The following is a 25226-nucleotide window of genomic DNA, read 5'->3' as shown; positions in this document are numbered from 1 at the left end:
AGCAGCATCTCGCTTTGCCCGCTGCTGAGAGGCGTAATTGACGCCAACGCATGCCCGGCAGGCGAATACACTACTCGCCAGTAGCTTTGCGCAGCGCTTATTGCAGACAGGGCAAAGGAACATGGCCCGCTCTCCACCCATATGGCAAGGCAGCCACTCTATCTGAACCGTGTAGTCGTATGGTTTGCCATCACAGTTATAAGAAAACTGTACGTTACTGGGATCAATGCAATGTAGCGATATGGCGGCAACGCGCTCACCGTTCCGATTTGTCCATTGCCAATCGCAAGAATATCCACGAGTAAGCACGCCAGACCTTTTGAGACTACTGGCTGCTATTGAACGATACCCCTCGACCGCATCCTTTTGCTTTTGCATGGCGACCTAAATCCATTGGCTAACTTGCAAAAAAAACCTTCTGCACGGTGATGGCAAAGGCATGAGCAATTTGCGCACCCCTTGCCCAAACCTCGCCATCGCGGGTCATTAGTTCAATTTCTGATCCTTCGAATACCATCGGTATGTATTATCCCGGCCAGGCATTAGCGCCCCCTCCGGTTAATTCCGAAATTATTAGCTAATGGCTTATCAAGCGAACCGTCTCCAAGCATGCCCTTTACGGCATTTTTCACATAAACATGCATTTCTCTCATGCCACCAGCACCCATCCGGCTTTCTGAGCTCGAAAATTCCAGTTCCTTACCTTCGTTGTGAATATGAATCGATATACCGCCGCCTATGCCGCTACCCGTGCCGCTCATGTCACCATTAGACGTAGCCTTTCCGCTTCTGCCTGGTAACAAATATTGCTGCGTGCTTTGAATCATTAGCTCGCGCTTCCCGTCCTCGGCGATACGATAGGCATTGCCTGTCGTGACATTGCCGCCATGCAGGCGGCCTCCGGGCTGGGCATTACCGTTAGTAGAGACGGTGCCAACCATCGTTGAAGTAATCGCCTTACGCCAGCGTGTACGGGCGTCCGGCCTGCCTTTTGGGCGCCCTGCTGGGTTGCCGCTTTCACCTGCTTTGTATGCCATCTGCTACTGTTCTCTCACTGTTCAGATCAATGGCGATCACGCTTATCGCCACGCCTCTATGATCGGTTTTCGCCTGCCATTTACCTGTAAACCCTCACAAACCCATGGCGTGCCAACATTTCATCCATCTCGCCATTTATAATCATTTCCTCCACTGCTTCGAGGCACCATTTATGGAGGTCGGGATACTGCTTAAGAAACGCCTCTTTATCGCGCTTGTATTTCAGAATATTTTCAATCGATACAACGTTGTCATTCACGTCACACCTCAAATTCAAATGGGTTGATGCCCAACATAGAAACTTAGGGCCCTGCAAAAGCAGGGCTGATCAATCTGGACGCTAGCGCCCTCTTCTGTTGATTCCATAATTAAGATTCATATCTTTATCGATCGAGCCATCTTTCATCATCCCTTTAAATGAATTCCGGACGAATACATGCATTTCTCTCAGGCCGCCGGCCCCTGTTCGACTCTCAGTGCGGTCGACCTCCATATCTTTGCCTTCGTTATGGATGTGGATTTGAATATTGCTTCCACCAGAGCCTGGTGATGCTCCGCTGCCACTATTACCCATTGATAGATAGCGTTGCCCTGATTTCAGTCCCTCTAGGTGGCTACGCATGCCTGGCTGGTCAACAACGTTTTTCGGCATGACGTACTCGCCACGGTGAACAATCCCCGCGGGTTCATTACGTGACCCGGAGCCGGTGTATCCACCGGATGCATAGCCAGTTGCGGCGATTTGCGACATGAAGCCAGTGCCCACGCCCACGGCTTGAGATGCAACGTATGCTCCAGAGCCTATGCCGGCAGCAGCGCCGAAGGTGGCGATTGAGGCAGCGATAGCAGCGGGCTGCCATGCAGCAAGGGCGGTTGCTCCCCCTGTGACAGCAGCGCTAGTAGCGGCCGTCTGCATTGTCTGCCCCATAGCGGCATTAATAAGCATCTGCACGCCAAGCTTGATGAACGATTGGAGCAATGACCCCGCCACTGTCTGGCCTACGCTTTTAAGGATGTCGTTCATACCCTCAGCGTTCTGCATACCGTTCATAAACGCGCTGGCAATAGTGTCATCAAGATTGACAAACGCATCGCCTAGGTTGCGGGTTAGGGCAGCCATGGGGTCGCCTGCGTTAGTCTGAATCTCAAGCAGCTTTTGCACCGCTTGCTCGCTAAAGCCAGTGATTTCCTGGAGGCGTTTTGCGTAATCCTCTTTGCGCTGCTGGGCCATCTCCTCTTGATGGCGAAGTGCTTCTTCTTTTTCGCGGGCATTAAGCTCCTGCAATTTTTGCAGGTAACTTTCATTATTGCGGCTAAGTAAGTCACGCTGCTGCGCGCTGCCTTCTTCAAAAAGCGACTGAATCTCAACGTTCCGGCGCTGATATTCAGAGAAGGCGGCTTCGCTTTCGGTCTGTAGTGAGGAAACCACCGCCTGGCGGCGACGATCCATTTCCTGCTTTAGGCGCTCAGTCTCTCGCTTGGCTTTTTCGTCTGCACCAGTACCGCCTGATTCCGTTCGTCCTGGCGGGGTGATGTCTGGCCGTGTTTGCGACAACTCCACCATGATGTCGTTATATTCATGCAGTAGCTTTTCGCCATCCTCAATGCTTACATTGATTGACGTTAATTCTCGTTGCAGCTCTCGCGCCCTAGCCAGGTCCTCGGCCGATGCAATTTCCATTGCACCGCCCTGGGGCGTGAGCTGGCCACTGTTTTCGATCAGAGAGGATATTGACTCTATCTCTCCCTTAAGCTCTGCCGCCGCCGCTCTCTGAACAGCCAGGTTTCCAGCCAGCGCTGAATTCGTAAGCAGTCGCTGCGATGCCTCAAGCTCTCGGAAGGCTCCCGCCAATCCGTGAATATCTAGGCGAGTTTGATTTGCTTCTCTTTGAACCAAGCCAAGCTCATCGCGGAACGTGTAAATTGCAGTAGCTGCACCAACAACAAGGCCTACCGGCCCAAACAGCGTCATTAACACGGTCCGGAGCCCAGCCAGCGCCCCGGTCAGCGTCAGCGTTCCTGCCGTCCACCCCGCTTTGGCCGCCACCAGCCCGCCGATAGCCTGTACGGCACGCGCACCGGCTGCGGCTGACATTACCTGTATAGCTGCCGCAAGCCCCTCAACAACGCGAAGAGACTCTTCACCAACGTCATTTGCCTCCGCCCATGCGTCGCCCATGCCGTTCCATACACTGATAACGCCAGTCGCAGTTTTGATGACGTTTTCAAGGCCGCCCGCTAGCCCGCTATCGCCTAGCTGCAATATTGATTCAGCGATGGCAGAGCTAAGCGACTTCATCGCAGGCCCTAACCCTTGCTCAATAATGCCAGCCATGCGTTCAGCTTCACCAGCTGCATCAGTGATAGCGCCTTTGTAGTCATTTACCAGAACCTGGGCAGCGGCGCCCGCTTCAGAGCCAAACAGGGCGATAGCGTCAGCCGTGCTTAGGTTCGCACCCCTTAGCGTTTCAAGAACTGGACCTAGTCCACGCGCCTCAATGTTTACGTCAGCGATGCTGAGGCCGTATTTATCGAGAATATCCTCGCCGCCGCTGGTGACGTTTGATAGCTGACGAATCACGCCGACTAGACCTGTACCCGCTCGGCTAGCCTGGATGCCCGCATCTGACATATTGCCAATAGATGCTGCGGCCTCCTCAATTGATATACCAGCACTGGCAGCGAAGGGTGCGGCAAATGAAAGCGCTTGTCCTAATTGCTCAATCGTGGTGTTTGACCGCGATGCAGTAGCAGCCAGTACGTCATTAACACGGCCAAGCTGGCCAACCTCAAGCCGCATGCCGCCCAGCACGTTAGATGCGATGTCGGCGGCGCTGGCAAGATCAAGACTGCCAGCCGTAGCAAGCTGCAATATACCCGGCGTGGATGCCAGTATTTCGTTGACCTGAAAGCCCGCCTGGGCAAGAAAGCGCTGCGCCTCTGCCGCCTGTTGAGCGCTGAATTGTGACGTGGCCCCGAGTGATCGAGCTTGCTTCTCAAGATCAGCCATTTGTGATTCAGTAGCGCGAGAGACGGCAGCTAGGCCATTCATGGCGGTTTGAAAATCGGCAACCTGATTAACAGCAGCTTGAAGAGATGCGCCAATACCAACTGTTGCTAAAGCTGCGGCGGCTATACCGGCGAATCGTTTCACACCATTAAGCGAGCTGCCAAGGCGGTCAGTTTCCTGCTTAACTCCCTTGGTGATCGGCTTGAGCTGGGTCATCTGGCGGCCGAATTTATCCGTGGAATTCGCTGCACCGTCGAACTCGCGCTCAATTTTTTGAATAGATCGGTCGATCTCTTGCTCAGCCTTTAAAAGCCCCTCTGTTTGGGCATCCACGGTGTAATACAGGCGGCCGACGTTTACGCTCATAAATTACCCTCAGTGAATACTATTCGTATGAGCTTCGGCCGCATTCAACCTTGCCAGCAGGGATCGGCAAGCCTTCCTGCTAAAACGCTGCTGCTGTAGCTCGTAATCAAGCCCCGCCCTGGCTGCTATAACCAGGGTTCGAAATAGCGGGTCTTTGGCCATGCCGGCGTCTGCGAAGAACTCAACCATCTGTACGGCCTGATCAAGCTCTACTGGCTTTGCCTGTGCCTTCATTGCCCCTTCCTCCTGTTCAGACCGTTGGGTTAATCAGGCAGCGTGTCTTGAGGACCTCTGTATTGATGCTGGTTAACCACGGTCGTTTGCGGCTCTCGATAGATCCCGCGCGCCTTCTGGTCAGCCTCGACCTCGGCAATATCTGCGCGAAGCCTTTTCTGTGCTTCGGCCGCCGCGTCGACGGTTAGCTGAAGTGATTTTATTTGGGTCTGTAACGGCTTAACTAAGTGGTCTTGGATCACTTCCTTAAGCTCCTGCTCGGTCAGCTCACCACCTTGGTTGGTTGGAGCATTGCCGCTCCACCGCGTGGGATTGGTGCCGGGGACGTTTGTAGCAAAATGGCTTGCCATATCGATAGCCTCGTTGGTTAAGCCGCGTCAGCGGGCTTGTAGGTCAGTTTGCTGGGCATTCCTCGGTCGTATCGAGAAACGTTCGAATAGGTAAGGCGGCTTGAAAGCTTGCCAAGAAACTCTTTTTTCTCGATAAGCGGGGCGTGTTGCGGGTATTGAAGGGCTGGAATATCTACGTTCTGGCCGGTCTTTCTTTCCAGATCGCCAACCTTCCCGTCTATCGAAAAGGCTGTGTTGCGCATCTGAGCCGAAAGCTGGAAAAGCTCTTCCACTAAAGGCTCGAGCTGGGTGATGGCGGCTACAATCTCATCCGCCTTTTTATGGTGCTTTACCCGGAGCTGGTCGTGCTGCTCAACTAAGTCGATTACTGCCTGGGCGGCTTCCTTGGCCATAGTGTCCGGCAACGCACCTTCTAACGCCTGACGCTCTACCCGTAAGCGGCGAGCCAGGCGCTCGGCCTGTAAATGCTGCTCCTCCAAGGCGTCAACGTTGCCGCCATTAACAATCACCTGGCTAAGCTCGGCGTCAAAGTCTCGGCTATCAAAGGCCGCTTGCTCGTTGTTGATTTCCGCTAGCCGGCTTCTGATTTCTGCCGCGTTCATTCCTTTCATTGTGCTGCCCTCGGTTGTTGAGATAGCTCGATTAGTTTGGCCGCGGCGTTAACATCACCTTTTTGAGCCGCGCTTCTTAATAGCCGAAAATAGCTTTCGATTTCTGGCTTAGAAGGCCTCGCGTTTGGCGTACCTTTAGGACGTGTCATCTGATCCACCAGTGCTGTTTTTACATACAGTCATCATAGAACATAAAAGCCGGTAAAAACATAGTTTATGTTGGGTATTTTGTTGGTAACTTGCAAAAACAAAACATAAGACATTGATATAAATCTAACAGTAGAGGACTTACTGTCCGCCATATATCGTATAGAGCTTTATGGTGGTTTAGAGGGGGTGATAGCCCTCTATTATTCGTATTCTCTTTTTAAGCGAGTAATAAATAGATTGGCCGCACGTCGCCCAACGTTATCTCGCTTGTGATAAGCGGTTTCATCGCTGGCAGCGGTGCGCCACTCCTCTACGTACCGCTCGGCAAGCCGTTGCTGCATTCGTGGGTGAAGGCGTATAAGAGCAGCAGCCACATGGCGGCTATCTTCCGGCACCAGGGGGCAGCGTTCGGCGATCCACGCCAGCCAATCAGTAGACGTTAACGGGCCTACATCCGCGCTTTTTTCTAAATAAGGCCCACCCACTCCCCCCTCTAAACCTCCTAAAGGGCTTTTGGTTGGTTTAGAGGGGGTGTCACCACCCCCTTTTTCTATTTTTTCAAGCCAGCGTCCCATTACTCGGCCTCCTGAGTCGGCACATACTCCTGATGCCAATAGAAGTCGATGCGCGGCCTTCCGGTTGTCGGCACCTCCAATTCAGTCAGATATCCATGCTCAACAAGCACGTCCAGCGCTCCTTGCACGGCTTCGGTTGTGTCCAGGCCTTGCCAGCCACGTTGTTTTACCTGCTTAACCTTGAACGGGTTAGGCAGCTTCTGGCGGCGCTTCAAAATCAACTTGGCGCCCTGAATGCCGCTGTTGGTGGCAGCACTGTACAAGCGCTCTGCATGGGCGCGCAGGAAGTCGGCCCACTCAAGGGCGCGGGCGGTAGAGGTCTTACCCACGCTGTCTTGCTCGCCATCTATCACCGCGAAAAGCAGCGCCAAGCTACCTACCGTTTTAGGCATTTTCAGCAGGTGTTCAGCTATCAATGGAGAAAGGTTTCCGGAACGGCATTCGACATTGATTTCTGTCATCCACTCGATGAACAGCTCTTGAGCATCAGCGGTGAAGCGCCAAGCAGGTGGGTCTCCATCATCATCAGTACCCAATTCCAGCGAGTGCAGGCGATAAAACACCTGTGAAAAGCGCTCCTTGGCTTTAGGGTCAGGTTTTCGGTCGATCCACTTCCATGAAGGCTTGCCGTCTGGCCAAACAGCCAGCTGGAAACGCTGTATCAAGCCATCATTAACCGTCCCCTTGGCACCACGAACAATAGGGGCTAACTTGCTCGGCTGAATGCCGCCAATGATGTTTAAGGCGCAGCGTTCAATAGCGATGGTTCCGCGTCCTATGCGGTCATAGGTAAACCGGGAGTCACCATTGAAGCACTCAAGGTAAAAAGCACGTTCAGCGGCGTTCTCCTCCTGCTGCAGCTTTGCCAGCAGGCCCGCCAATTCATCCCGCAAGATGGTCAAGTGGTGGTCAAACTGGTTCATGAGCTCGCCAGCTTTCTCAACCGTCGCATCGTTCAGAATGTAGCGCTCAGCAGGCTCAGGCGGCGCGGGTTCCTTTATGCTGCCCAAGGTTTCCTTGGCTGCATCCATATCGCCTTTGGCGGCCTGATCCTTGGCCTTCTTCTTCACAGCAGCTTTGGCCACATCGAATAGCTCTATTTCCTGCTTATACTCTTTAACAGCCTTCTCATGCTCTCGCCTTGCCTCTGCCTCAATAGCATCAACAGCAAAGCGCATTGCCTTGATTGCCGGGGTTTTCATTGCCGAAGGGTCGCCCACCAGCACTGCCCACAGCACAATGACAATTTCCCAATCATCGTGCTGCTTTGGACGCATCCGTACTTTATGGCCTACCAGGCCAGCCAGCAGGGCTAGCGCCGATACCGCGCAATATTCAGGCGGGCACTGGATACGCTGGGCAACATCTAGCACATAGTCGCGTATCTCCTCTGGCAGCATTTCCAGATTAAAGGCAGGCACTTCAGGCAGACTTTCCGGTAACGGCCTTGGAGGCGCTACCTTATCAATCCGTTGATCTAGCCAATTTTCAGCCGTGTTAGACATGAGCGCCCACCTCCTTTGCGGCAGCCCTCAAACGACCAGCGGCCACCGCTAGACGGTTGCGGTCAACGTCAGATAACAGCGTCCCGCTACTCACAGCCTCAGCCGCTAATAGCGCTATCAAGGCTTCACGGGCCACCGCTGCCAGTACGTCACGGGGAACCCAGCGTTCACCAGGGCGCTTGCTCTTGCTGTATGCGTCGTTGTCACGCTCAGGGAACAGGTCTTTAAGCTCCAAGCCAATGGCGGCCAGCACATCCCCCGTTGGGCATCCTGCAAAGCACTTCATCAGGATGGTGCCGTCTGAGGTTTCACGCACCGCCAAGCTAGGCGAGCGGTCCTTGTGTGCAGGGCAACATGCCAGCCAGCGGCCCGGCCCGTTTTCCTTTACCTTGTCGAGCCGATTCAGCATGGTGTGAACGTCAGCGCGGATGCTATTATTGGCTTGAACAGTATTCTTTTGCGCTCGGCTTCGGTCGGGCGTTTTTATTGCTCGCTGCATACATAGCCCTCCTGCTCCAGCCAGCTACGGCGCTCCTCGAAGGTGCTGGATAGCAGCCACAGCGTTTCAATCAGTGCCTCACGTTTCAGGCCGTCAAGGTCATGGTCGTTCAGCAGCATTGCCACGCCTGCAAGGATTTTGGATGCCTGCTCCATCTGGCGAACGTCACCCGTAAGGGCGGCTTTCAGCAGGTAGGTTTGATCTTGAGGTGTCATAGACCTGTTTCCTTGCTAAATGCCTGGGCTTCGCGCTGAATCGCCTTGAACTCAAGGCAATTGACTAAACCGCTAGCAAGCGCCTGCTCGGCTGTTAAAAAGCGATCCGGGTTGGTGAAGTGAAAACGGATGACACGGGTGCGTAGGTCGCAATTAATGGCTACGGGCATCATTGGGCCACCTCCAAAGAATCCAGGTAGGCAATAACGCCAGCCAGTGCGCTCTCTACGGTATGAGCACCTATGCCATGCGGTATATCGGCGTCAATCCAAGCAGCCACCGGAACAGCGGCCTTTTCGTGGTGAGTGATATAGCAAGCGTCACTATGGCCAGTCTGGCGCGCAGCATCACGCCAATCGGTAGCCTTAACGACGGTGTCTTGACCAGAGCGAGCGAAGGTAATCTTAAATAGGCTCATGGCTGGGCCTCCCCTTCAATCTTTTCATCAAGCTGGCCAAGCTCTCCATAGCAGCTCTCGGCCACTATCTCGATGGCCTCTATTAGCGAGCTGTAATGGCAGTCGTTGAGAATAGGCGCTTCGCCTTCGTTACCATTACGCGTCCTGTCAATGCTGATAATGTTGGCAAGGGTGGCCATTAAACCGATGCGGCTTTCCAGGGCGTCAATATGACGTTTTGCAGTATTCATGAGCACACCTCCAGACCGCTAACAGCGGCTTCAAGATGGCGAGCTTTTTCGATGTGATGGTTGTAACGCTTAAGGCGGGTACTGGCGCTGGTATCAGCAAACAAGGCAGCTTTAGCCATTGCACGGTGTGCGGCGGCTTTTTCGGCGGGGTTGCGGGTAGGGAATAGGCGTAACTTGGCCATGAGCAAGACTCCTTTGTGATTGGAGTCGCCACGATCCTTCCTACGGGATTGGGTGGCGACCGTACGCGGGGTAGGAAACCGGTCACAAAGGAAACCGGCCAGACCGAAGTCTGCCCACGCACAGCCGCCATAACTGACGGGCACTAAAAAAGCGCCGTCAATGTGGGCGCTATTGCGCCTTTGTGAACTCGGGTTCCTACGCCCGGCTGACGATTTTGCGTCAGCAAGCTCAGCATAGCGGTTAGTCATTAGAATGGTCAACATCAAACACCACCTTTAGTGCCATTGGCACCAGTCGGCAGGTAATACAGCGCCACGCGGCTATGCTTGCGCCCCCATGGATCGATCACATCCTGTAGGTGGGTTCGTATATCGTGACCCTTCTCTCGCAACTCACAGATACGCGCGCCTGGGCGAAGGATGTTTTCTTCTTGTAATAGCTCAAGAGTAGTAACCGGGCCCTGCTTTAAGCGGGCCAAGATGCGTATGCGTTGACTAGTGGAGTCGTTGGCTTGGCTGGACATCAAGCCACCTCCTTGCAACGCGCCTCAAACGCTTCAATATCTTCAATGCGCCAGCGTGTGCAGTTAGGGCCTAGCTTGATTGGCTGTGGGAATGGATGCTTTGGATTGGCTGACCAGCGCCATATAGTGGCTGGGCCTACGTCATAGCGCTTTGCCAGGGTGGCAACGGTAGCGTATTCGCTGGATTGACTCATCCTGTAGTACCTCATGCTTGTTGGTTGCATGAGGTATCGTGGAGAATCGGACTAAGTCAGTGGTGCAAATGCAAAATGAAAAATGCAAGTCAGGAGCGCTTCTTTCTCTCCCATTCTTTGTATGCACTGCTCAGCACACCTTGTATTTTTCTATTTCTAAAACCATAAACGTCCTCATCAACGTGATCCCCAAGGTATTCAGCTAAAGCAGAGAAATTGGGGCTATCTCCACTTATGAAGCGCCCCCCCTTTTCTTTCGAAAAAGCTTCCATAAACAGCCCCAGCACCTCTAGCGCCTTTGTTTCGCTGCTTTGTTCAACATCGACTTTTTCCTTGATGTGAAAAACGTTGCGAAGCAAGAGACTGAAGTCTTCGTTCAAAAATGCAATTTGCAGATTACTCGCATGAATATACGATGGTTTGTAATTAAAACCGCCCCCACTTTCCCAGTCAGAGCTCCTCCTCATAAGAGCTGGGTGGCGCTCCTGCTTCTCAATAGGACTAATTACAACACCTTCATCAGTCGTGATCATAAGGCTAAAACGCCTATCCTCAGTCTCAAGCTCTTTAATAGACAAAGCCTTCCATAAGTATTTTATCCATGCTCTGCCAGCGTAATTGCCAAAAAGCCGCATAGGCACTGGATTTATCTCAACAGGGCGAGAATTTATTATGCCTCGCTTGGTTCCTCCTAACCTCTCGTTCCATATCGGCCTAGTTTGATAAGTTCCATCCTGTATAGCCGCGTATAATTCAGGATTTTCCTCGGATATTTGAGAGAGAGACTTCACTCCACTAACGAGCTTTGCCTCATCATCCAGAGAATCCCAAGAAGGGTTGTCATGAAAAAAATACGTTCCTGGTTTACTAATTTCGACAGGCAAATCTTGCTCATCCACTTCCTTTAATAAGACCCCTTTTGTTTCACCTTTAAATTTCACGCTTGCCGTTAACTCTCCATTTAGGCAAAACCCCAAGATGTCTGGCTCTTCAACTGCTCTTCCCAAAGCCCGCGAGGCAATTTCTACTGCCTCATCCAGATATAAGTAACCCCGGAAAGGTAGGTGAATTACATCATCCATTGGTCGTTCTCCCTATCTTATCTTGGCCTCTAATGCTCGCTACGCTTGGATTAACTTCTTGATCAATGAAGTCGGCCCACTGGCCCATCAGCCGCCCCCGCTTCGTTAATAGATCACCGCGGCGATAAGCACCTTCTACGCCTTTTACAGTGTGAGCTAACGCCATCTCGGCAATCTGATTAGGGGTTGATGTACGCTCAGCAGCCCAATCGCGGAAGGTAGAACGGAAGCCGTGAACGGTAGCCTTAATGCCCATCCTTTTAAGCAAGGCGCTCATAGCGGCATCTGAAAGCTTTCCGCCTCGGGGTGCAGGAAACACTAAGCGGTTATCTCTCGGCTGGGTCTCCAACAACTTGATAGCCTGGTCAGATAGCGGCACACGGTGTTCTTGGCCTGCCTTCATTCTCTCAGCAGGAATAACCCAAACCTTGGAAGCCAAGTCTATCTCGTCCCAAGTGGCCCCCCTCGCCTCGCCTGACCTTGTGGCGGTTAAAACCGTAAACTCCAAGCATCTAGCAGCGTTGCCGGTCCTGTTACGAAGATCGATCATAAAGCCATGCATATCATCAAAGGCCAGCGCGGTATGGTGCGCCACTTTCGCTATTTTTGTAGGTGCTGGCAGGATCGTTTCAAGGTTGCCTTTCCAGACCGCCACATTGGCAGTATCACGGTAGCCATGGGTGATGGAATAGGCCAAGACGGCCTCTATCCTCTGGCGCACCCGGGTCATGGTTTCCGTTTTAGTAGACCAGTACGGCTCCAGCACCTCCACAATATGGGCTAGCTCGATATCACCAACGGCTATTTTCCCAAGTACCGGGTATGCGTAGCGCTCAAGCGTAGACTCCCACTGTTTGGCATGTTTTCTATTACCAGCCTCAGCTTGCTTCTTGGTGATAACGCGACGAGCACAATCTTCAAAAGTGACCGCCTTAGCTTGGGCAGCAATCAATGCAGCACGCTTGCTCTTCTTCTCAAGAACAGGGTCTATACCTTCGACCTTAATACGTTGTTTGACCTCGACGGCGCGCTCTCTGGCATCCTTTAGCGTAACTTCCGAGGCACCACCAAGGCCGATATCGCGGCGCTTGCTGCCTACCTTCGTGCGTAGTATCCAAGAGCGGCCACCACGATCATTGATTTGAAGGTGAAGCCCAGAAACACCGCCCACGGCATGAAAACCGGGGGTGCTCAGGCGCTTAACCTCAAGTGGGCTCAATTCTTTAGCGATTTTCGGCATATCCAACACCCAACTATATACCCAACATAAATAGACGTTATTGGATGATAGTAGGTGATACGGTGTGAGACAAGGAAAACCAGCAATGGCGGGGCTTAGAAACGAAAAACCCGCCTCGAAGGGCGGGTTAATCATGTATTTTGGCGGAGAGGGAGGGATTCGAACCCTCGAAGCCTTACGACTTACACACTTTCCAGGCGTGCTCCTTCGACCACTCGGACACCTCTCCACATTTTGGTTCAATCACTTGGGCCGTGCCTTTCGCGACAGAACGGCGCATATACTATGGTTTAAGCGGCCAAATAGCAAGCCTTTTTCAGAATCAGTGGCTTGCCGCTATTCATTGGTGCTAAGCATCGCTGCTCGATAACACCGCGTAGCTGCCATGGGCTTCCAGGCAGAGCGCATCGCCACAGTAGAGCTGTTGGGTTAGCGCGATGCGCCCTTTACCCCGTTCGGCAAGCTTTTGGGTGAGCTGCTCAACGCCATCAGGCTCTTCTGGCGTGCATATCAGGCGATAGTCACCGGTTACCGGGGCCAGGAAGCGCTGCGTGGCCTCGGCAACCACTACATCGCGTGCGAGCCCCTGCCCACGCAGCCACAGCGTGACCCAGCACCAGCCTTGTAGCGTGGTTTGCGCACTTAGCGCGCCACCAAAGCCGGTGCCTTTGTCGTTCAGGTTGGGCATCAGGGCTAGTTGCCAAGTGAGCGACTGGTTATGCAACGACATGCTTTCAATCCCCATGGCACCCACCATCGGGATTGCCTCGCCTAACCACTGTTGAAAGGCGCCCAGGTCTTCCTGGCCTTCCGGGAGGGGCAAACGTGGATGAGGTACACCGGGCTGTCGCATGGCGGTTGCCTCCTTATGCCCAACGCTCTACAAAGTCAGCCACATTGTGTTCGGCCAGCGGCTTGTGGCGCCCGCCCAGGTTGCCCAGGTAGATAAACGCGACCACTTCGTCGTCTTCTTCCAGGGAAAGCCCTTTGCGTACCACGGGGTCAAACGCGTACTTGCCGCTACGCCACATGGCACCCAGCTCCTGTGCGTGGGCCGCCAGCAAGATGCCGTGGGCGGCGCAGCCTGCGGAAATCACCTGCTCCATCTTGGGCACTTTGGGAAGATCCGGCGTTACCTTGGCGATTACGGCGATAATCATCGGCGCGCGCAGCGGCTTTTTACGCGCTGAATTCAGCGTGTCGTCGTCGGCACTGGGGTCTTCCTGAAACTCAGCTTCAGCAAACAGCTCACCCAGGCGCGTACGCCCTTCCCCGGTGAACTCAATAAACCGCCAGGGGCGCAGTTCTTTGTGGTCGGGGGCACGTAGGGCTGCCTGGTAAATGGCGTCCATCTGCTCGGCAGTGGGCGCAGGCTCAACCAACTTGCCCATTGAGCTACGGCTATGAAGAAGCGTGAGTCCATCCATTTGGTTTCATCCTATCAATCAGTTAGCCACTACTGTAGCGCAGTCGCTTACTGTCTTGCCAGACGCAAGGGGCTTGGCGGCGCAAGGCCGGGCGTGGCGCGCCAGGGGCTGATATCCAACCCGCCCCGGCGCACATAGCGCGCGAGTACCAAAAGCTCGGTAGGTTTGGCGTACGCCATCAGGTCGGTGAAGATATGCTCGACACAGTGCTCGTGAAAGTCCTGATGCTGGCGATAGCCGATCAGGTAGCGCAGCACCCCTTCGCGATCAAGCTTCGGGCCTTTATAGCGAATCATCACGCTGCCCCAGTCGGGCTGACCGGTCACCGGGCAGTTGGATTTGAGCAGGTGCGAGTGCAGCGTTTCTTCCACCACCTCATCGCTTACCGCTAAATGGGCAGCGCTGGGTGTGTAATCGCTTACTTCGATGTCCAGCTCATCCAGGCAGTCGCCGGGTAACGGCTGAGGGGCAAGCTCGGCGTCTTCCACACCGAGTAGCTCAACGCTTACCGGGGCACCGGCAGCCGCGCTCAAGTCGCGAGTCAATGTTTCGACCACTGCCTCGCGGCTTTCCACACGCGTCTGGTTAAAGCTGTTGAGGTAGAGCTTCCAGGATTTGGATTCGATCAGGCTCGGCGAATCCGCCGGAAGGCGAAAACGGGCCACGGCCACGATGGGCTTGCCGCGGGCGTTAAGCCAGGAAACCTCAAAGGCGTGCCATTCATCCTCGCCGACAAAAGGTAGCTTGCCCTCTTCAATCCCTAACGGCGCGCGGTTGGCGGCACGGGGAATGGGAAACAGTAGCCCGGCATCGTACTGCTCTGGGTAGGCGGAATCGCGCCCCAGGGGCGCGTGCTCTAAGGTATCGGGGCGATGTGCCATAGGGCAGTGCTCTCTTTATAAACGGTATCTTTATAAACGGTAACTTTATAAACGGTATCTTGATAACGGTAATACGCTTAACTGCGAATGCCTTTGCCACGCTCCAGCATGCTTAGCGCGACGAAAAATAGCACAATGATAAAGCCAAAGATGGCCGCCAGCGCCCAGCCTACCGGAATGTCCGATACGCCCAGGAACCCGTAACGGAAGACGTTAACCATGTACAGGATGGGGTTCAACATCGACACGCCCTGCCAGAAATTGGGCAGCATGGAAATGGAGTAGAACACGCCGCCCAGGTAGGTCAGCGGGGTCAGAATAAACGTCGGCACGATAGAAATATCGTCAAACTTGTTGGCCAGCAGCGCGTTGATAAAGCCGCCAATCGAGAACAGCGCCGAGGTTAATACCACCACCAGTATGGTTAATAACGGATGCTCGACCGTCAGTTGGGTAAAGAATAGCGATACCAGCGTGACGATCAGGCCGACGCCCAGACCACGCGCCATACCGCCTAAAATAAACCCGGATAGAATCACCCAGTTCGGCATGGGTGAAACCATCAGCTCTTCCACCGAGCGCTGAAACTTGTTCGAGAAGAAGCTTGAGGCCACGTTAGAGTAGCTGTTGGTGATCACCGACATCATGATCAGGCCGGGGACGATAAAGTCCATGTAGGAGAAACCGTCCATATCTCCAATACGCGAGCCAATCAGATTGCCAAAAATGATGAAGTACATCGCCATGGTGATAGACGGCGGCAGCAGCGTTTGCGGCCAGATGCGCGTAAAGCGCTTGATCTCTTTAAGTACCAGCGTCCAGAGCGCTACGAGCGTTTGCGTCGCATTCATGCCTGCGCCTCCTTGTCCAGTTCGGCGCGCTTATCTATCGCGTTGTTGCCTGCCTCTACCATTGATACGAACATCTCTTCCAGCCGGTTGGCGCGGTTGCGCATGGAAACCACCTGCATCCCCTGCTCGCTTAACACTTTAAACACATCGTTCAACTGCTGGCCGCGATGAATCACCAGCGCCAGCTGCGAAGGCTCAACCTGGGTAATTTCAAACCCTTCGATCACAGGCGGCGAACTAACCGGCTCGGCTAAATCAAGCAGGAAGGTTTCGGTATTAAGCTCGGCGAGCAGTTCGCGCACGCTAGTATTGCGGACAATTTCGCCATGATTGATGATCGCGATATTGCGGCACAGGCTTTCCGCTTCTTCCAGATAGTGAGTGGTCAGAATAATCGTGGTGCCTTCATCCTGATTGATGCGGCGCATGTATTCCCACATGCTGCGGCGCAGTTCGATATCCACACCTGCCGTAGGCTCATCTAGAATTAATAGCTTGGGGCGGTGCATCAGCGCCCGAGCAATCATCAGGCGGCGCTTCATACCGCCGGAAAGCATGCGCGCGTTGCCGTTGCGCTTGTCCCATAGGCCAAGGTCACGCAGTAGCTGCTCGGCACGCGGCAGCGCTTCACGGCGGGTCATGCCGTAATAGCCCGCTTGCGCCAGCACGATATCGAGCACCTTCTCGAACTGGTTAAAGTTGAACTCCTGGGGAACCACACCCAGCTGGTACTTGGCCTTGGCGAAGTCCTTGTCGATATCGATACCAAAAATCGACACCTTGCCTTCCGACTTCTGCACCAGTGAGCACACCACGCCGAGGGTGGTGGATTTACCCGCGCCGTTGGGGCCCAACAAGGCAAAAAAATCGCCCTGTTGGACGTCGAGATCAATACCTTTTAACGCTTGAAAGCCGTTGCCGTACACCTTTGTAAGGCCACGGATAGACAATGCCGGTTCGGCCATAAAGATGTCCTGTCAGCAAAATAGGGGCATAAAAATGCTTGAGCTTGAAAAGCCATGATATCGGGGCATTGCGCTTTTTTTTCAAGCCAGCGTAGTAAAGTGCAATAAGCTTAACGAAGTAGCAGACATGCGAAATAACGCTCAAGGGCGCCACTAATAAACACATGATGCAATAGAAAGGTTACAGCGAGGGAAAGTACAACAAATCAAACCTGGGCAGGTGTTTACATGGAGCGGGAAAAGAGATTCGAACTCTCGACCCTCGCCTTGGCAAGGCGATGCTCTACCACTGAGCTATTCCCGCAACGTAAACATGCACTTGCTAGATGGCGTCCCATAGGGGGTTCGAACCCCTGTTACCGCCGTGAAAGGGCGGTGTCCTAGGCCACTAGACGAATGGGACGTATAAACATCTAACTTATCAATATTTTGCTTGATTGGAGCGGGAAAAGAGATTTGATCGGACTGGCGCACCAGCTCTCGACCTGCACTTGCTTAACCACACTATCAATCACTTGATTGGAGCGGGAAAAGAGATTCGAACTCTCGACCCTCGCCTTGGCAAGGCGATGCTCTACCACTGAGCTATTCCCGCTTAATCAATTTTTCGTAATCGGATTGGCGTCCCATAGGGGGTTCGAACCCCTGTTACCGCCGTGAAAGGGCGGTGTCCTAGACCACTAGACGAATGGGACGTTTTTTGGAGCGGGAAAAGAGATTCGATCGGACTGGCGCACCAGCTCTCGACCTGCACTTACTTAACCACACAACCAAATTGGAGCGGGAAAAGAGATTCGAACTCTCGACCCTCGCCTTGGCAAGGCGATGCTCTACCACTGAGCTATTCCCGCACTCCGATACCCTAACGATGTAATTGGCGTCCCATAGGGGGTTCGAACCCCTGTTACCGCCGTGAAAGGGCGGTGTCCTAGACCACTAGACGAATGGGACGTTTCATTGCCTCGTCGAGGTGGCGCGTATATTACTCAGAGCATGAGTTTCTGTCAAGTACTCTGATATCGCTCTGCTTTCTATCTGTGCACAAAGCTCTGTTAAGCCCCGTGCTTACCTTTACTATTAACCGGCGGTTACGTCCTTTAGCCCACCGAACTCAGGTGGATGCTATGCTGTCTCAGCAGACCCTGCTCTTAACCATCAGAGGTTGTGTGTTTACTGATGTGTTCTGTCTTACCAAAATCTGTCTTTACTGAAAAGAGTACGCTAGCCTGCAAGTAATAGAGGGAAAGGAGACATTAAATGGCCAAAATTGAAAAATCCCCCGAGCAGTGGCGTGAACAGCTGACCCCCGAGCAGTACCGGGTAGCACGTGAGAAAGGCACCGAGCGCCCTTTTACGGGCGATTATCAGGTTCGCGACGCTCAGGGTATTTATCACTGCGTCTGCTGCCATGCGCCGCTGTTTGAAAACGAGCACAAGTTTGATGCTGGCTGTGGCTGGCCAAGCTTCGACAGGCCGCTTGGCAGCCACCGTGTTGAAGAGCATAGCGATACGTCTCACGGCATGGTGCGTACGGAAGTAGTGTGTTCCCACTGCGATGCTCATTTGGGTCACGTGTTTCCTGACGGGCCGCCGGAATCTACGGGGCTTCGCTACTGCATCAACTCCGTATCGCTTGAGTTCCATCCGGACGAGTAAGCGTTACGCCATAAACGTATAACGAACTCCGGCAAAGCGGGCACCATCTGGTAGAATGGTTGCTCGCTTTTTTATGCCCGTTTTTTGTGCTTGTAGGAGAAACTCATGCTCGGCTGGTTCCCCGGACATATGAACAAGGCCCGCCGCCAGATAAAGGATGCGCTGCCGGAAATCGACGTGGTCATTGAAGTATTGGACGCACGCCTGCCCTACTCCAGCGCCAACCCGATGCTGGCCGAGCTGACCCGGCACAAGCCGGTGCTGAAAATCCTCTCCCGGACGGACCTTGCCGACCCTGAGCGCACCGCCGAATGGGTGGCGTTTTTTGATGCCCAGGACGATACCCGAGCGCTTGCGATCACCACGACCAACACCCGTGAGCTCAAGAAAATCCCCAAGCTTTGCCACGAGCTTGCAGGTGCCGTACGCGCCGACCGCGACGTTCGGGTGATGGTGATGGGCATTCCCAACGTGGGGAAATCCACGCTGATTAACGGCCTGGCTGGGCGAAAAATTGCTAAAACCGGCAACGAGCCGGCGGTAACCAAGCGCCAGCAAAAGGTACGTATTGATGGGCGCGTGGCGTTGATTGATACGCCTGGGGTGCTGTGGCCCAAAATTGAAGACCAGGCAAGCGCCTACCGGCTGGCGGCAAGCGGGGCTATTCGGGATACCGCGATCGAGTATACCGACGTGGCGATTGTGACCAGCGCCGAGCTTGCCAAGCGCTACCCCACTGAGCTGACCGCTCGCTATAAGCTAAAGGCCCTGCCCACCTATGAGGCGCCGGTTAGCAATGAAGTCGATGCGGATGGGCCAAAAAAACCGGACTTCCTGGCGATTGCCGGGTTTGATGGCCATGCCATTTTGAAAGAAATTGCCGGTAAACGGGGCGGTCTACGCGCGGGCGGCGAAGTGGATTTGCACCGTGGTGCCGAAGTGCTGCTCCACGAACTGCGTGATGGCAAGCTTGGCCGCCTGACGCTTGAAACGCCTAACGATATTCCGCCGCCTATTGTGCATAACGACGAAGACAATCAAGTACTTTCCGACGCATAATGAGCAAACCGACCGGTGCCGTCGCACGGCCTTTGGACACTCTTGGATAAATCACACATGGAAACCTCTCAGCTTCAAGCGCCTCCCCAGATGCTAAAAAAATCCCACAAGCTGCATAACGTCTGCTACGACATCCGTGGCCCGGTTCTTGACCACGCCAAACGGCTGGAAGATGAAGGCCAGCGGATTTTAAAGCTTAATATTGGCAACCCGGCACCGTTTGGGTTTGAAGCACCTGAAGAGATTTTGCAGGATGTGATGCGCAACTTGCCCACCGCCCAGGGCTATTGTGATTCCAAAGGCCTATACTCGGCGCGCAAGGCGATCATGCAGGAGTGCCAGCGCAAGGAAATTCCGGGCGTTGGCATTGAAGATATTTACATCGGCAACGGTGTATCCGAGCTGATCGTGATGTGCATGCAGGCGCTATTAAACGATGGCGATGAAGTCCTGATCCCCGCGCCGGACTACCCGCTATGGACTGCAGCCGCCCACCTTTCAGGTGGTCACGGGGTGCATTACTTATGCGATGAGCAGGCCGACTGGACCCCGGATATTGCCGATATCCGCACCAAGATCACCAGCCGTACCCGCGCGATTGTGTTGATTAACCCCAACAACCCGACCGGCGCAGTTTATCCACCGGCCGTGGTGCGCGACGTATTGGCCGTGGCCAAAGAGCACAACCTAGTAGTGTTCTCTGATGAGATCTACGACAAGATCCTTTATGACGGCGTAGAACATACCGCGACCGGCGCCCTGGCAGACGATGACCAGTTGGTGATTACCATGAACGGGCTGTCGAAAAGCTACCGCTGCGCGGGCTTTCGCTCCGGCTGGATGACGATTTCCGGCACGACTGCCAAACAGCGCGCCAAAGACTTTATTCAGGGCCTGACCATGCTGGCCTCCATGCGTCTGTGCGCCAACGTACCTGCCCAGCATGCGATTCAAACGGCGCTGGGTGGTTACCAGTCCATCAATGATTTAATTCTGCCGGGTGGCCGCTTATTGGCTCAGCGCGATATCACGGTGGAGAAGCTCAATGCCATCCCTGGGGTATCCTGCGTCAAGCCGAAAGGCGCGCTCTATGCGTTTCCGCGCCTAGATCCCAAGGTCTTCAATATTCAGGATGACCAGAAACTGGTGCTGGACCTGCTTTTGCAGGAGAAGATTCTGCTGGTGCAGGGCACGGCGTTTAACTGGCCGGAACCCGATCACGTGCGCATCGTGACGTTGCCCTGGGCCGACCAGCTAGGCGACGCTCTGGACAGATTCGCTAATTTCCTGTCGCGCTACCGCCAATAAAGCGCGCTGTGACTTGAAACTGCCATGAAGTGTACGTATCTAAACAAGCATTCTAGGGCTTGAAAACCCGGTAACGCATTGATGACCTCTTACGGAGAACCTGCACCATGATGCGAATTGTGCTGTTTTTAGCCACCAACCTGGCGGTGCTGCTTGTCGCCAGTATTACGCTGCGCCTGTTTGGCGTTGAGGGTTACTTACGCAGCCAGGGAATCAACTTTACCAGCCTGCTGATCTTCTGCTTTATCTTCGGCATGGTCGGCTCGCTGATCTCGCTGTTTATTTCCAAATGGATGGCGAAACGTAGTACCGGCACGGTAATTATTGAGTCTCCCTCCAACGCCACCGAGCAGTGGCTGGTAGATACGGTGGCAGAGCTCTCCCGCGAGGCAGGCATTAAAACGCCCGAGGTAGGCATCTTCCCTGCCCAGCAATCAAACGCCTTTGCTACGGGCTGGAATAAGGATGACGCGCTGGTGGCGGTGTCAGCCGGGCTTTTAAACCGGATGCGCCCTGACGAGGTGCGCGCGGTGCTTGCCCACGAAATTGGCCACGTGGCCAATGGCGACATGGTAACGCTGGCGCTGATTCAGGGCGTGGTAAACACCTTTGTAATGTTCTTTGCCCGCGTGGTGGCTCAGCTGGTGGATGGTTTTCTTAAAAGCCGTAGCGGCGGCGAAGGCGGTCTGGGCTTTATGGGCTACTTCGCGGTAGTCATTGTTGCGGAAATTGTATTTGGAATTGTGGCTTCGGCTATCGTTGCGTGGTTCTCACGCTACCGCGAATACCGTGCCGACGAAGCTGGTGCTCGGTTAGCAGGTACGGGCTCCATGGTGAACGCCCTCGCCCGGCTGAAAGCGGAAACCGAACTGCCGGACCAAATGCCTGACACCATGCGTGCCATGGCGATCACCAAAGGCCAGACGCGCTCGTTGCTTGAGCAGCTGTTTGCTAGTCACCCGCCGCTAGATGAGCGTATTCGGGCGCTGAAAGAAGCGGCTTATCGCCAGTAAGTCTTAATTAGCCAATATCACGTGGCGATCTCGATACTGCCCTGCTATTGCAGGCTGAGATTGCCACGTTGCAACGCTTTACTATCCACTTTTTGATGTACTTTTCCGTACACAAGCCCGATACGGCTAACCCATGGATGTGCAAAGCGCCGAGCGTACACACCCCCTTCCGGCTGCCTTGGCATCGTAAAGTAATTGATCAGCAGCTCTTATCAGCACCGACGAATCATCGCCCATAATGCACTGCGCCGTGGAAACGCCCAGACTAATGGTCACAATGGATGCGGCCTCTGATTTTCCATGCGGAATAGCCAGCGCTCTAATGGCCTTCTCAAGTTCTGCGGCTTTATGAGCAGCATCGCGCAGGTCGGTTTCTGGCAATAAACAGGTAAACTCTTCGCCACCATAGCGTGCCACAAGATCTCTTGGACGGTGCAAATTGGCCCTTAGCGTCGAGGCAATGATTTTTAGACATACATCTCCACTTAGATGTCCGTAAAAATCGTTATAGCGTTTAAAAAAATCGATATCGATGAAAATGGTCGAAAGGGGTAGTCGGCTTTTTTTACAACGCTGCCATTCAATATCAAGCAATTCATCGAAGTAGCGTCGGTTGGCGATGCCTGTCAGGCCGTCTGTGAGCGCAAGCTCATGCAGGCGATGGGTTTCCTGTTCACGGCGTTTAAGTACCGCGGCTGAAATTTGCAACGCGGCTGAGCGCAGCAGTTCAGCGCTTTCATCAAGCATGGAAGGGTGAAGCTGAGGCGTGGCCTGAGTGCTTTGAGCAATACGAAAAACATAGCCATTGGCACCCAGGTGTTGCTCGACCGCGATAGAGCGCCGGTTATTGATATATTCAAAAACAGGCGGTGGGGTGCCGCCTGATGCCCAGGAAAGATCCAGCGCTCGCTCTGGTAGCAGGCACATAGCGTAAATATCCCGTGCGCTGATGCCCTGGCTCAAGATGGATGCGGCATCCGCAAACTCTTCGCCGAACCCCGCGCTCCAGTCGACCAGGCGCTCGCTTGCATCGAAAATGGCTACGCTTTGGGTGAAGGGCGCTTTATCCATGCAGCACGCCATTTTGCGATGCCAGTTGCTCTACTGCCATCGCTGTCCCCTCCACGCGTGCTTTAATTTTTGCAAAAGCGGTTGCCCGAGATGTAGAGATGTCATCACAGAACGGTGAAAATCCGCAATCATCGGTGGTGCCTAGCTGCTCCAAGGGTATGTAGCGTGCCGCCTGCATTATGCGAGCGCAAACCTCTTCAGGTGTTTCAATATCGGGGTTATTGACATCAATAACCCCGATAAACGCGCGCTGCCATGGTTTCAGATAGCGGGCGACGATTTTTAATCCACGTTCAGGGTCTGCTTCCGCGGCCATGGCAATATAGAAACTGCCGGCATTGAGTTCAAAGAGGCTGGGAAGAAGTTCAGCGTAATCCACATCGGCGCTATGCGTGGCGTCATGGTCGGCGCCAGGACAAGTATGGATGCCAATGGACTGGCGCTCGGCATCGGTGAGCCGCGCCAGAACCCGGTTATTCAGCTCGATAAAGCTGTTGAGTACACTGCCGCTTGGATCGAGCTTAAGAGCCAGCCGCCCCTCCGTAAAATCGATCTGCACCTTTTGTGCACCGGCGGCGAAGCAGCCGCGTATCTCTTTTTCCTGCTCGTCAATCAAGTCGTCCAAAAAAGCTTCACGGCTATAGCCAGCAATGGCCTCTGAGGGATAAAACAAGCTTAGTGCCGACACAGAAATAATGGCTTGCTTCATGGGCAGCTGAGTATACTGCTTAGCCATCGGCAGGGTTTCTGCTGCGGATAAAGCGTAGCGAAAAGGCCCTGCAGTCAAGCGCGGCAATCGGCGTACATGACCATCACTGAAAGGTATTTCGAGGCCATCAGGAGCAAAGTTTTTACCGCCTTCCACTGAATAGGTAGCAAAGCTATGCGTCTTGCGTTGCTCACCATCAGTAATAATGCGAGACCCTGTATTTTCCAGCTCGCGTATCGTCTGTTGAACGGCTTCATCATAAAAAGCGTTCATGGCCGCCGCATCAATTTGTCCTGCATCGTACTGACGCTGTGCCTGCATCAACGTTTCAGAGCGCGGTATGCTGCCGATGGCCTCTGTCGGTAAATCTATCGGTAAACCAGTCGGTAAATTAGTCATTTAATGTCCCATGCCCGGTTGTACTAAATTTAGTTATTTATTGATATAAGTTACTTTTACCACTCCTCAGCCGCGCTTTCATCTGAAATCGTTTATCGCCAATCAGTCATATACCGTATCGAGCGACGCTGCTCGCAGCGCCGGGCAACAATACTTGTATGCATACAGACGTCACATTGTGAGTATATTAAAACCTGCTCCACGCAGTATGCTTTCAAGGGCTAACGCGCCACCAGATAGCGTTATGTCAAGCGTTGCAAACTCGCGGCGCAGCGGGTAGCTCGCCCGGCAGGTATCAAAGCCCTGCTTAACACCCTGCTTGAGTACCTGGCGCTGCAGGCTATCGTGATCCCGGCGTACATCGTATACCGCGCGCATGCACACACGCAGGGCATCCTCAACGGGTAGTGCATCCTGCAAATGCAGCGACGCCAAGGCTGGCGGCGGGCAAATATCGGCAAACGCCACCTGACTGGCAAGGCCAAGATGGCTGGCGAGCGACTGCTGAATCATCCAGGTGCCGCGCAGCTTGCCATCCAGGCTATGCCCGGCAATATGTGGAGTCGCGAGCGCTACCAGGTCACGCAAACTCGCATCGATTTCAGGCTCGCTCTCCCATACATCCAAAACGACAGCAATATCACCTTTACCCGTCAAGCGGCTGCGCAGTGCCAGCCCATCGACACAGTCGCCCCGCCCTGCATTCAACAATACGGTGCCGGGGGCCAGCTCGTTGATCCGCTGAGCATCAAGCAGTTGATAGGTGGCATGCGGCCCCTGTGCTACCAGCGGCGTGTGCAGGCAAAGAATATCGCAGCGGTCAATCAGCGTATCCAACGACTCAAAGCCCTTCTCGCCTTCCTGCTCCGCTCTGGGCGGATCACAGGCCAGCGTTTTAATCCCCAACGCCGTTAGCCGCGCCAACAAACGGCTGCCCACATTGCCCACGCCGACAACGCCGACGGTGCGCGTCAGAAGCGACCAGCCATCTCGCTCGGCAAGCGTTAGCAGGCTGCTTAGCACGTAATCCACCACGGCTTCGGCATTGCAGCCAGGGGCGCTTGCAAAGCCAATGCCCTGTTCGGCAAGTACGGCATGGTCGACGTGGTCAGTGCCAATCGTACAGGTGCCGACAAAGCGTATCGGGCTCTCGGCAAGCAGTGCGGCATTTACCTGGGTGATGGAACGTACGATCAGCGCATCGGCGTCTTTGACGTGCTCAGCGTTTATCTCACGCCCCGGCACGCGGGTCAGTGAGCCAAAATCACCAAAGCAGTGCTCGGCGGCGGGTATGTTGGCATCTACAATCAGCTTCACAGCGGTATCCTTATAAGACCCAGGACAAGCAAATCTATTTACAGCAGATCTATTTCAGTCAGGCCTATTTACAGCCAGACCCAGGCTATTTATCGCCAGACATGGTCGTTTGCGATAACGAGCTTTACAATACCGCCCGCCACACCG

The 25226-nt window shown here is 54.0% G+C and carries 30 protein-coding genes and 7 tRNA genes; 4 read left to right on the top strand and 33 right to left on the bottom strand.

Features of this window, described 5'->3' with window-relative positions:
* Window positions 1–542: 542 nt before the first annotated feature.
* From ACT3R7_RS12600 to ACT3R7_RS12455, 30 genes are all read right to left on the bottom strand, one after another.
* Entirely contained in the window at window positions 543–1037 is a 495-nt protein-coding gene (locus tag ACT3R7_RS12600) for a hypothetical protein (RefSeq protein WP_193092609.1), read from the bottom strand.
* Window positions 1038–1117: 80 nt separating this feature from the next.
* Window positions 1118–1297, bottom strand: coding sequence for a hypothetical protein (locus ACT3R7_RS12595; protein ID WP_193092610.1), 180 nt, complete (start codon window positions 1295–1297; stop codon window positions 1118–1120).
* Between the two features lie 81 nt (window positions 1298–1378).
* Window positions 1379–4414 (bottom strand): phage tail tape measure protein, encoded by a 3036-nt coding sequence (locus ACT3R7_RS12590; RefSeq protein WP_496199227.1) that lies wholly within the window; start codon window positions 4412–4414, stop codon window positions 1379–1381.
* Between the two features lie 9 nt (window positions 4415–4423).
* Window positions 4424–4648, bottom strand: coding sequence for a hypothetical protein (locus ACT3R7_RS12585; RefSeq protein WP_193092612.1), 225 nt, complete (start codon window positions 4646–4648; stop codon window positions 4424–4426).
* Window positions 4649–4677: 29 nt separating this feature from the next.
* Window positions 4678–4998, bottom strand: coding sequence for a hypothetical protein (locus ACT3R7_RS12580; protein ID WP_193092613.1), 321 nt, complete (start codon window positions 4996–4998; stop codon window positions 4678–4680).
* Window positions 4999–5015: 17 nt separating this feature from the next.
* Window positions 5016–5609, bottom strand: coding sequence for a hypothetical protein (locus ACT3R7_RS12575; RefSeq protein WP_193092614.1), 594 nt, complete (start codon window positions 5607–5609; stop codon window positions 5016–5018).
* Window positions 5610–5959: 350 nt separating this feature from the next.
* A complete protein-coding gene (locus tag ACT3R7_RS12570) occupies window positions 5960–6334 on the bottom strand; it encodes a hypothetical protein (RefSeq protein WP_193092615.1) in 375 nt (124 codons plus the stop codon).
* Window positions 6334–7839 (bottom strand): YfjI family protein, encoded by a 1506-nt coding sequence (locus tag ACT3R7_RS12565; protein ID WP_193092616.1) that lies wholly within the window; start codon window positions 7837–7839, stop codon window positions 6334–6336. Before ACT3R7_RS12565 ends, ACT3R7_RS12570 begins: the two co-directional genes overlap by 1 nt.
* Window positions 7832–8338, bottom strand: a complete 507-nt coding sequence (locus tag ACT3R7_RS12560) for a CHC2 zinc finger domain-containing protein (protein WP_193092617.1) — start codon at window positions 8336–8338, stop codon at window positions 7832–7834. Before ACT3R7_RS12560 ends, ACT3R7_RS12565 begins: the two co-directional genes overlap by 8 nt.
* Window positions 8323–8553 (bottom strand): hypothetical protein, encoded by a 231-nt coding sequence (locus ACT3R7_RS12555; protein WP_193092618.1) that lies wholly within the window; start codon window positions 8551–8553, stop codon window positions 8323–8325. The genes ACT3R7_RS12560 and ACT3R7_RS12555 overlap by 16 nt, the downstream gene beginning before the upstream one ends.
* Window positions 8550–8726: a hypothetical protein gene (locus ACT3R7_RS12550; RefSeq protein ID WP_193092619.1), complete on the bottom strand. Its 177-nt coding sequence runs from the start codon at window positions 8724–8726 to the stop codon at window positions 8550–8552. Before ACT3R7_RS12550 ends, ACT3R7_RS12555 begins: the two co-directional genes overlap by 4 nt.
* A complete protein-coding gene (locus tag ACT3R7_RS12545) occupies window positions 8723–8971 on the bottom strand; it encodes a hypothetical protein (RefSeq protein WP_193092620.1) in 249 nt (82 codons plus the stop codon). The genes ACT3R7_RS12550 and ACT3R7_RS12545 overlap by 4 nt, the downstream gene beginning before the upstream one ends.
* Window positions 8968–9201 carry a hypothetical protein gene (locus tag ACT3R7_RS12540; protein ID WP_193092621.1) on the bottom strand — a complete coding sequence of 78 codons (234 nt, stop codon included), beginning with the start codon at window positions 9199–9201 and terminating at the stop codon, window positions 8968–8970. The genes ACT3R7_RS12545 and ACT3R7_RS12540 overlap by 4 nt, the downstream gene beginning before the upstream one ends.
* Window positions 9198–9647, bottom strand: coding sequence for a hypothetical protein (locus ACT3R7_RS12535; RefSeq protein ID WP_496199226.1), 450 nt, complete (start codon window positions 9645–9647; stop codon window positions 9198–9200). The genes ACT3R7_RS12540 and ACT3R7_RS12535 overlap by 4 nt, the downstream gene beginning before the upstream one ends.
* Complete coding sequence (locus ACT3R7_RS12530) at window positions 9647–9907, bottom strand: helix-turn-helix domain-containing protein (protein ID WP_193092623.1); 261 nt, start codon at window positions 9905–9907, stop codon at window positions 9647–9649. The genes ACT3R7_RS12535 and ACT3R7_RS12530 overlap by 1 nt, the downstream gene beginning before the upstream one ends.
* Window positions 9907–10101, bottom strand: a complete 195-nt coding sequence (locus tag ACT3R7_RS12525) for a helix-turn-helix transcriptional regulator (protein WP_193092624.1) — start codon at window positions 10099–10101, stop codon at window positions 9907–9909. Before ACT3R7_RS12525 ends, ACT3R7_RS12530 begins: the two co-directional genes overlap by 1 nt.
* Window positions 10102–10190: 89 nt before the next feature.
* Entirely contained in the window at window positions 10191–11183 is a 993-nt protein-coding gene (locus ACT3R7_RS12520) for a hypothetical protein (protein ID WP_193092625.1), read from the bottom strand.
* A complete protein-coding gene (locus tag ACT3R7_RS12515) occupies window positions 11176–12558 on the bottom strand; it encodes a tyrosine-type recombinase/integrase (RefSeq protein WP_496199225.1) in 1383 nt (460 codons plus the stop codon). Before ACT3R7_RS12515 ends, ACT3R7_RS12520 begins: the two co-directional genes overlap by 8 nt.
* 6 nt (window positions 12559–12564) lie before the next feature.
* Window positions 12565–12652 (bottom strand) — tRNA-Ser (locus ACT3R7_RS12510).
* A 120-nt stretch (window positions 12653–12772) separates the two neighbouring features.
* On the bottom strand, window positions 12773–13276 hold the full coding sequence (locus ACT3R7_RS12505; RefSeq protein WP_193092627.1) for a YiiD C-terminal domain-containing protein: 504 nt from the start codon (window positions 13274–13276) through the stop codon (window positions 12773–12775).
* 13 nt (window positions 13277–13289) lie between these two features.
* Window positions 13290–13850 (bottom strand): nitroreductase family protein, encoded by a 561-nt coding sequence (locus ACT3R7_RS12500; protein WP_193092628.1) that lies wholly within the window; start codon window positions 13848–13850, stop codon window positions 13290–13292.
* 47 nt (window positions 13851–13897) lie between these two features.
* Complete coding sequence (gene queF, locus ACT3R7_RS12495) at window positions 13898–14731, bottom strand: NADPH-dependent 7-cyano-7-deazaguanine reductase QueF (RefSeq protein WP_193092629.1); 834 nt, start codon at window positions 14729–14731, stop codon at window positions 13898–13900.
* A 77-nt stretch (window positions 14732–14808) separates the two neighbouring features.
* Complete coding sequence (locus tag ACT3R7_RS12490; RefSeq protein ID WP_193092630.1) at window positions 14809–15582, bottom strand: ABC transporter permease; 774 nt, start codon at window positions 15580–15582, stop codon at window positions 14809–14811.
* Window positions 15579–16547, bottom strand: coding sequence for an ABC transporter ATP-binding protein (locus ACT3R7_RS12485; RefSeq protein WP_193092631.1), 969 nt, complete (start codon window positions 16545–16547; stop codon window positions 15579–15581). Before ACT3R7_RS12485 ends, ACT3R7_RS12490 begins: the two co-directional genes overlap by 4 nt.
* Window positions 16548–16776: 229 nt before the next feature.
* Window positions 16777–16851 (bottom strand) — tRNA-Gly (locus tag ACT3R7_RS12480).
* Between the two features lie 23 nt (window positions 16852–16874).
* Window positions 16875–16950, bottom strand: a tRNA-Glu gene (locus ACT3R7_RS12475).
* Window positions 16951–17067: 117 nt separating this feature from the next.
* Window positions 17068–17142: transfer RNA gene (locus ACT3R7_RS12470), tRNA-Gly, on the bottom strand.
* Between the two features lie 24 nt (window positions 17143–17166).
* Window positions 17167–17242 (bottom strand) — tRNA-Glu (locus tag ACT3R7_RS12465).
* 81 nt (window positions 17243–17323) lie between these two features.
* Window positions 17324–17398: transfer RNA gene (locus ACT3R7_RS12460), tRNA-Gly, on the bottom strand.
* A 24-nt stretch (window positions 17399–17422) separates the two neighbouring features.
* Window positions 17423–17498 (bottom strand) — tRNA-Glu (locus ACT3R7_RS12455).
* 306 nt (window positions 17499–17804) lie between these two features.
* On the opposite strand from ACT3R7_RS12455, the gene msrB reads away from it, so the two are divergent.
* The 4 genes from msrB to htpX all read left to right on the top strand — a co-directional run bounded on the left by msrB (window position 17805) and on the right by htpX (window position 21583).
* Window positions 17805–18203, top strand: coding sequence for a peptide-methionine (R)-S-oxide reductase MsrB (gene msrB, locus ACT3R7_RS12450; RefSeq protein ID WP_192538935.1), 399 nt, complete (start codon window positions 17805–17807; stop codon window positions 18201–18203).
* A gap of 105 nt (window positions 18204–18308) precedes the next feature.
* Window positions 18309–19262 carry a ribosome biogenesis GTPase YlqF gene (ylqF, locus tag ACT3R7_RS12445; protein WP_192538936.1) on the top strand — a complete coding sequence of 318 codons (954 nt, stop codon included), beginning with the start codon at window positions 18309–18311 and terminating at the stop codon, window positions 19260–19262.
* Window positions 19263–19319: 57 nt separating this feature from the next.
* On the top strand, window positions 19320–20570 hold the full coding sequence (locus ACT3R7_RS12440) for a pyridoxal phosphate-dependent aminotransferase (protein WP_225736239.1): 1251 nt from the start codon (window positions 19320–19322) through the stop codon (window positions 20568–20570).
* A gap of 107 nt (window positions 20571–20677) precedes the next feature.
* Window positions 20678–21583, top strand: a complete 906-nt coding sequence (htpX, locus tag ACT3R7_RS12435) for a protease HtpX (RefSeq protein ID WP_192538937.1) — start codon at window positions 20678–20680, stop codon at window positions 21581–21583.
* A 126-nt stretch (window positions 21584–21709) separates the two neighbouring features.
* Here the strand turns inward: htpX and ACT3R7_RS12430 are convergent, their stop codons facing one another.
* The 3 genes from ACT3R7_RS12430 to pdxB form a co-directional block, all read right to left on the bottom strand.
* Complete coding sequence (locus ACT3R7_RS12430) at window positions 21710–22654, bottom strand: diguanylate cyclase (RefSeq protein WP_192538938.1); 945 nt, start codon at window positions 22652–22654, stop codon at window positions 21710–21712.
* On the bottom strand, window positions 22647–23762 hold the full coding sequence (locus tag ACT3R7_RS12425; protein WP_225736240.1) for a cobalamin-independent methionine synthase II family protein: 1116 nt from the start codon (window positions 23760–23762) through the stop codon (window positions 22647–22649). Before ACT3R7_RS12425 ends, ACT3R7_RS12430 begins: the two co-directional genes overlap by 8 nt.
* 171 nt (window positions 23763–23933) lie before the next feature.
* On the bottom strand, window positions 23934–25079 hold the full coding sequence (gene pdxB / locus ACT3R7_RS12420) for a 4-phosphoerythronate dehydrogenase PdxB (RefSeq protein ID WP_193092632.1): 1146 nt from the start codon (window positions 25077–25079) through the stop codon (window positions 23934–23936).
* Window positions 25080–25226: the final 147 nt, after the last annotated feature.

This window comes from Halomonas sp. AOP43-A1-21 (genome assembly GCF_052376775.1).
GTDB classification, from domain to species: domain Bacteria; phylum Pseudomonadota; class Gammaproteobacteria; order Pseudomonadales; family Halomonadaceae; genus Vreelandella; species Vreelandella colorata.
This window is presented reverse-complemented; position numbering and strand designations above follow the sequence as displayed.

Excerpts from the sequence above, each read along its gene's own strand:
- ACT3R7_RS12540 (WP_193092621.1), bottom strand. The coding sequence starts at position 9,201 with ATGAATACTGCAAAACGTCATATTGACGCCCTGGAAAGCCGCATCGGT.
- ACT3R7_RS12515 (WP_496199225.1), bottom strand. The coding sequence starts at position 12,558 with ATGATTAACCCGCCCTTCGAGGCGGGTTTTTCGTTTCTAAGCCCCGCC.
- ACT3R7_RS12590 (WP_496199227.1), bottom strand. The coding sequence starts at position 4,414 with ATGAGCGTAAACGTCGGCCGCCTGTATTACACCGTGGATGCCCAAACA.
- ylqF (WP_192538936.1), top strand. The coding sequence starts at position 18,309 with ATGCTCGGCTGGTTCCCCGGACATATGAACAAGGCCCGCCGCCAGATA.
- ACT3R7_RS12545 (WP_193092620.1), bottom strand. The coding sequence starts at position 8,971 with ATGAGCCTATTTAAGATTACCTTCGCTCGCTCTGGTCAAGACACCGTC.
- ACT3R7_RS12530 (WP_193092623.1), bottom strand. The coding sequence starts at position 9,907 with ATGTCCAGCCAAGCCAACGACTCCACTAGTCAACGCATACGCATCTTG.
- ACT3R7_RS12535 (WP_496199226.1), bottom strand. The coding sequence starts at position 9,647 with ATGTTGACCATTCTAATGACTAACCGCTATGCTGAGCTTGCTGACGCA.
- ACT3R7_RS12525 (WP_193092624.1), bottom strand. The coding sequence starts at position 10,101 with ATGAGTCAATCCAGCGAATACGCTACCGTTGCCACCCTGGCAAAGCGC.
- ACT3R7_RS12565 (WP_193092616.1), bottom strand. The coding sequence starts at position 7,839 with ATGTCTAACACGGCTGAAAATTGGCTAGATCAACGGATTGATAAGGTA.
- ACT3R7_RS12575 (WP_193092614.1), bottom strand. The coding sequence starts at position 5,609 with ATGAAAGGAATGAACGCGGCAGAAATCAGAAGCCGGCTAGCGGAAATC.
- ACT3R7_RS12580 (WP_193092613.1), bottom strand. The coding sequence starts at position 4,998 with ATGGCAAGCCATTTTGCTACAAACGTCCCCGGCACCAATCCCACGCGG.
- ACT3R7_RS12585 (WP_193092612.1), bottom strand. The coding sequence starts at position 4,648 with ATGAAGGCACAGGCAAAGCCAGTAGAGCTTGATCAGGCCGTACAGATG.
- ACT3R7_RS12555 (WP_193092618.1), bottom strand. The coding sequence starts at position 8,553 with ATGACACCTCAAGATCAAACCTACCTGCTGAAAGCCGCCCTTACGGGT.
- ACT3R7_RS12570 (WP_193092615.1), bottom strand. The coding sequence starts at position 6,334 with ATGGGACGCTGGCTTGAAAAAATAGAAAAAGGGGGTGGTGACACCCCC.
- ACT3R7_RS12505 (WP_193092627.1), bottom strand. The coding sequence starts at position 13,276 with ATGCGACAGCCCGGTGTACCTCATCCACGTTTGCCCCTCCCGGAAGGC.
- ACT3R7_RS12425 (WP_225736240.1), bottom strand. The coding sequence starts at position 23,762 with ATGACTAATTTACCGACTGGTTTACCGATAGATTTACCGACAGAGGCC.
- ACT3R7_RS12500 (WP_193092628.1), bottom strand. The coding sequence starts at position 13,850 with ATGGATGGACTCACGCTTCTTCATAGCCGTAGCTCAATGGGCAAGTTG.
- queF (WP_193092629.1), bottom strand. The coding sequence starts at position 14,731 with ATGGCACATCGCCCCGATACCTTAGAGCACGCGCCCCTGGGGCGCGAT.
- ACT3R7_RS12490 (WP_193092630.1), bottom strand. The coding sequence starts at position 15,582 with ATGAATGCGACGCAAACGCTCGTAGCGCTCTGGACGCTGGTACTTAAA.
- htpX (WP_192538937.1), top strand. The coding sequence starts at position 20,678 with ATGATGCGAATTGTGCTGTTTTTAGCCACCAACCTGGCGGTGCTGCTT.
- ACT3R7_RS12550 (WP_193092619.1), bottom strand. The coding sequence starts at position 8,726 with ATGATGCCCGTAGCCATTAATTGCGACCTACGCACCCGTGTCATCCGT.
- ACT3R7_RS12485 (WP_193092631.1), bottom strand. The coding sequence starts at position 16,547 with ATGGCCGAACCGGCATTGTCTATCCGTGGCCTTACAAAGGTGTACGGC.
- ACT3R7_RS12520 (WP_193092625.1), bottom strand. The coding sequence starts at position 11,183 with ATGGATGATGTAATTCACCTACCTTTCCGGGGTTACTTATATCTGGAT.
- ACT3R7_RS12600 (WP_193092609.1), bottom strand. The coding sequence starts at position 1,037 with ATGGCATACAAAGCAGGTGAAAGCGGCAACCCAGCAGGGCGCCCAAAA.
- ACT3R7_RS12560 (WP_193092617.1), bottom strand. The coding sequence starts at position 8,338 with ATGCAGCGAGCAATAAAAACGCCCGACCGAAGCCGAGCGCAAAAGAAT.
- msrB (WP_192538935.1), top strand. The coding sequence starts at position 17,805 with ATGGCCAAAATTGAAAAATCCCCCGAGCAGTGGCGTGAACAGCTGACC.
- ACT3R7_RS12430 (WP_192538938.1), bottom strand. The coding sequence starts at position 22,654 with ATGGATAAAGCGCCCTTCACCCAAAGCGTAGCCATTTTCGATGCAAGC.
- ACT3R7_RS12440 (WP_225736239.1), top strand. The coding sequence starts at position 19,320 with ATGGAAACCTCTCAGCTTCAAGCGCCTCCCCAGATGCTAAAAAAATCC.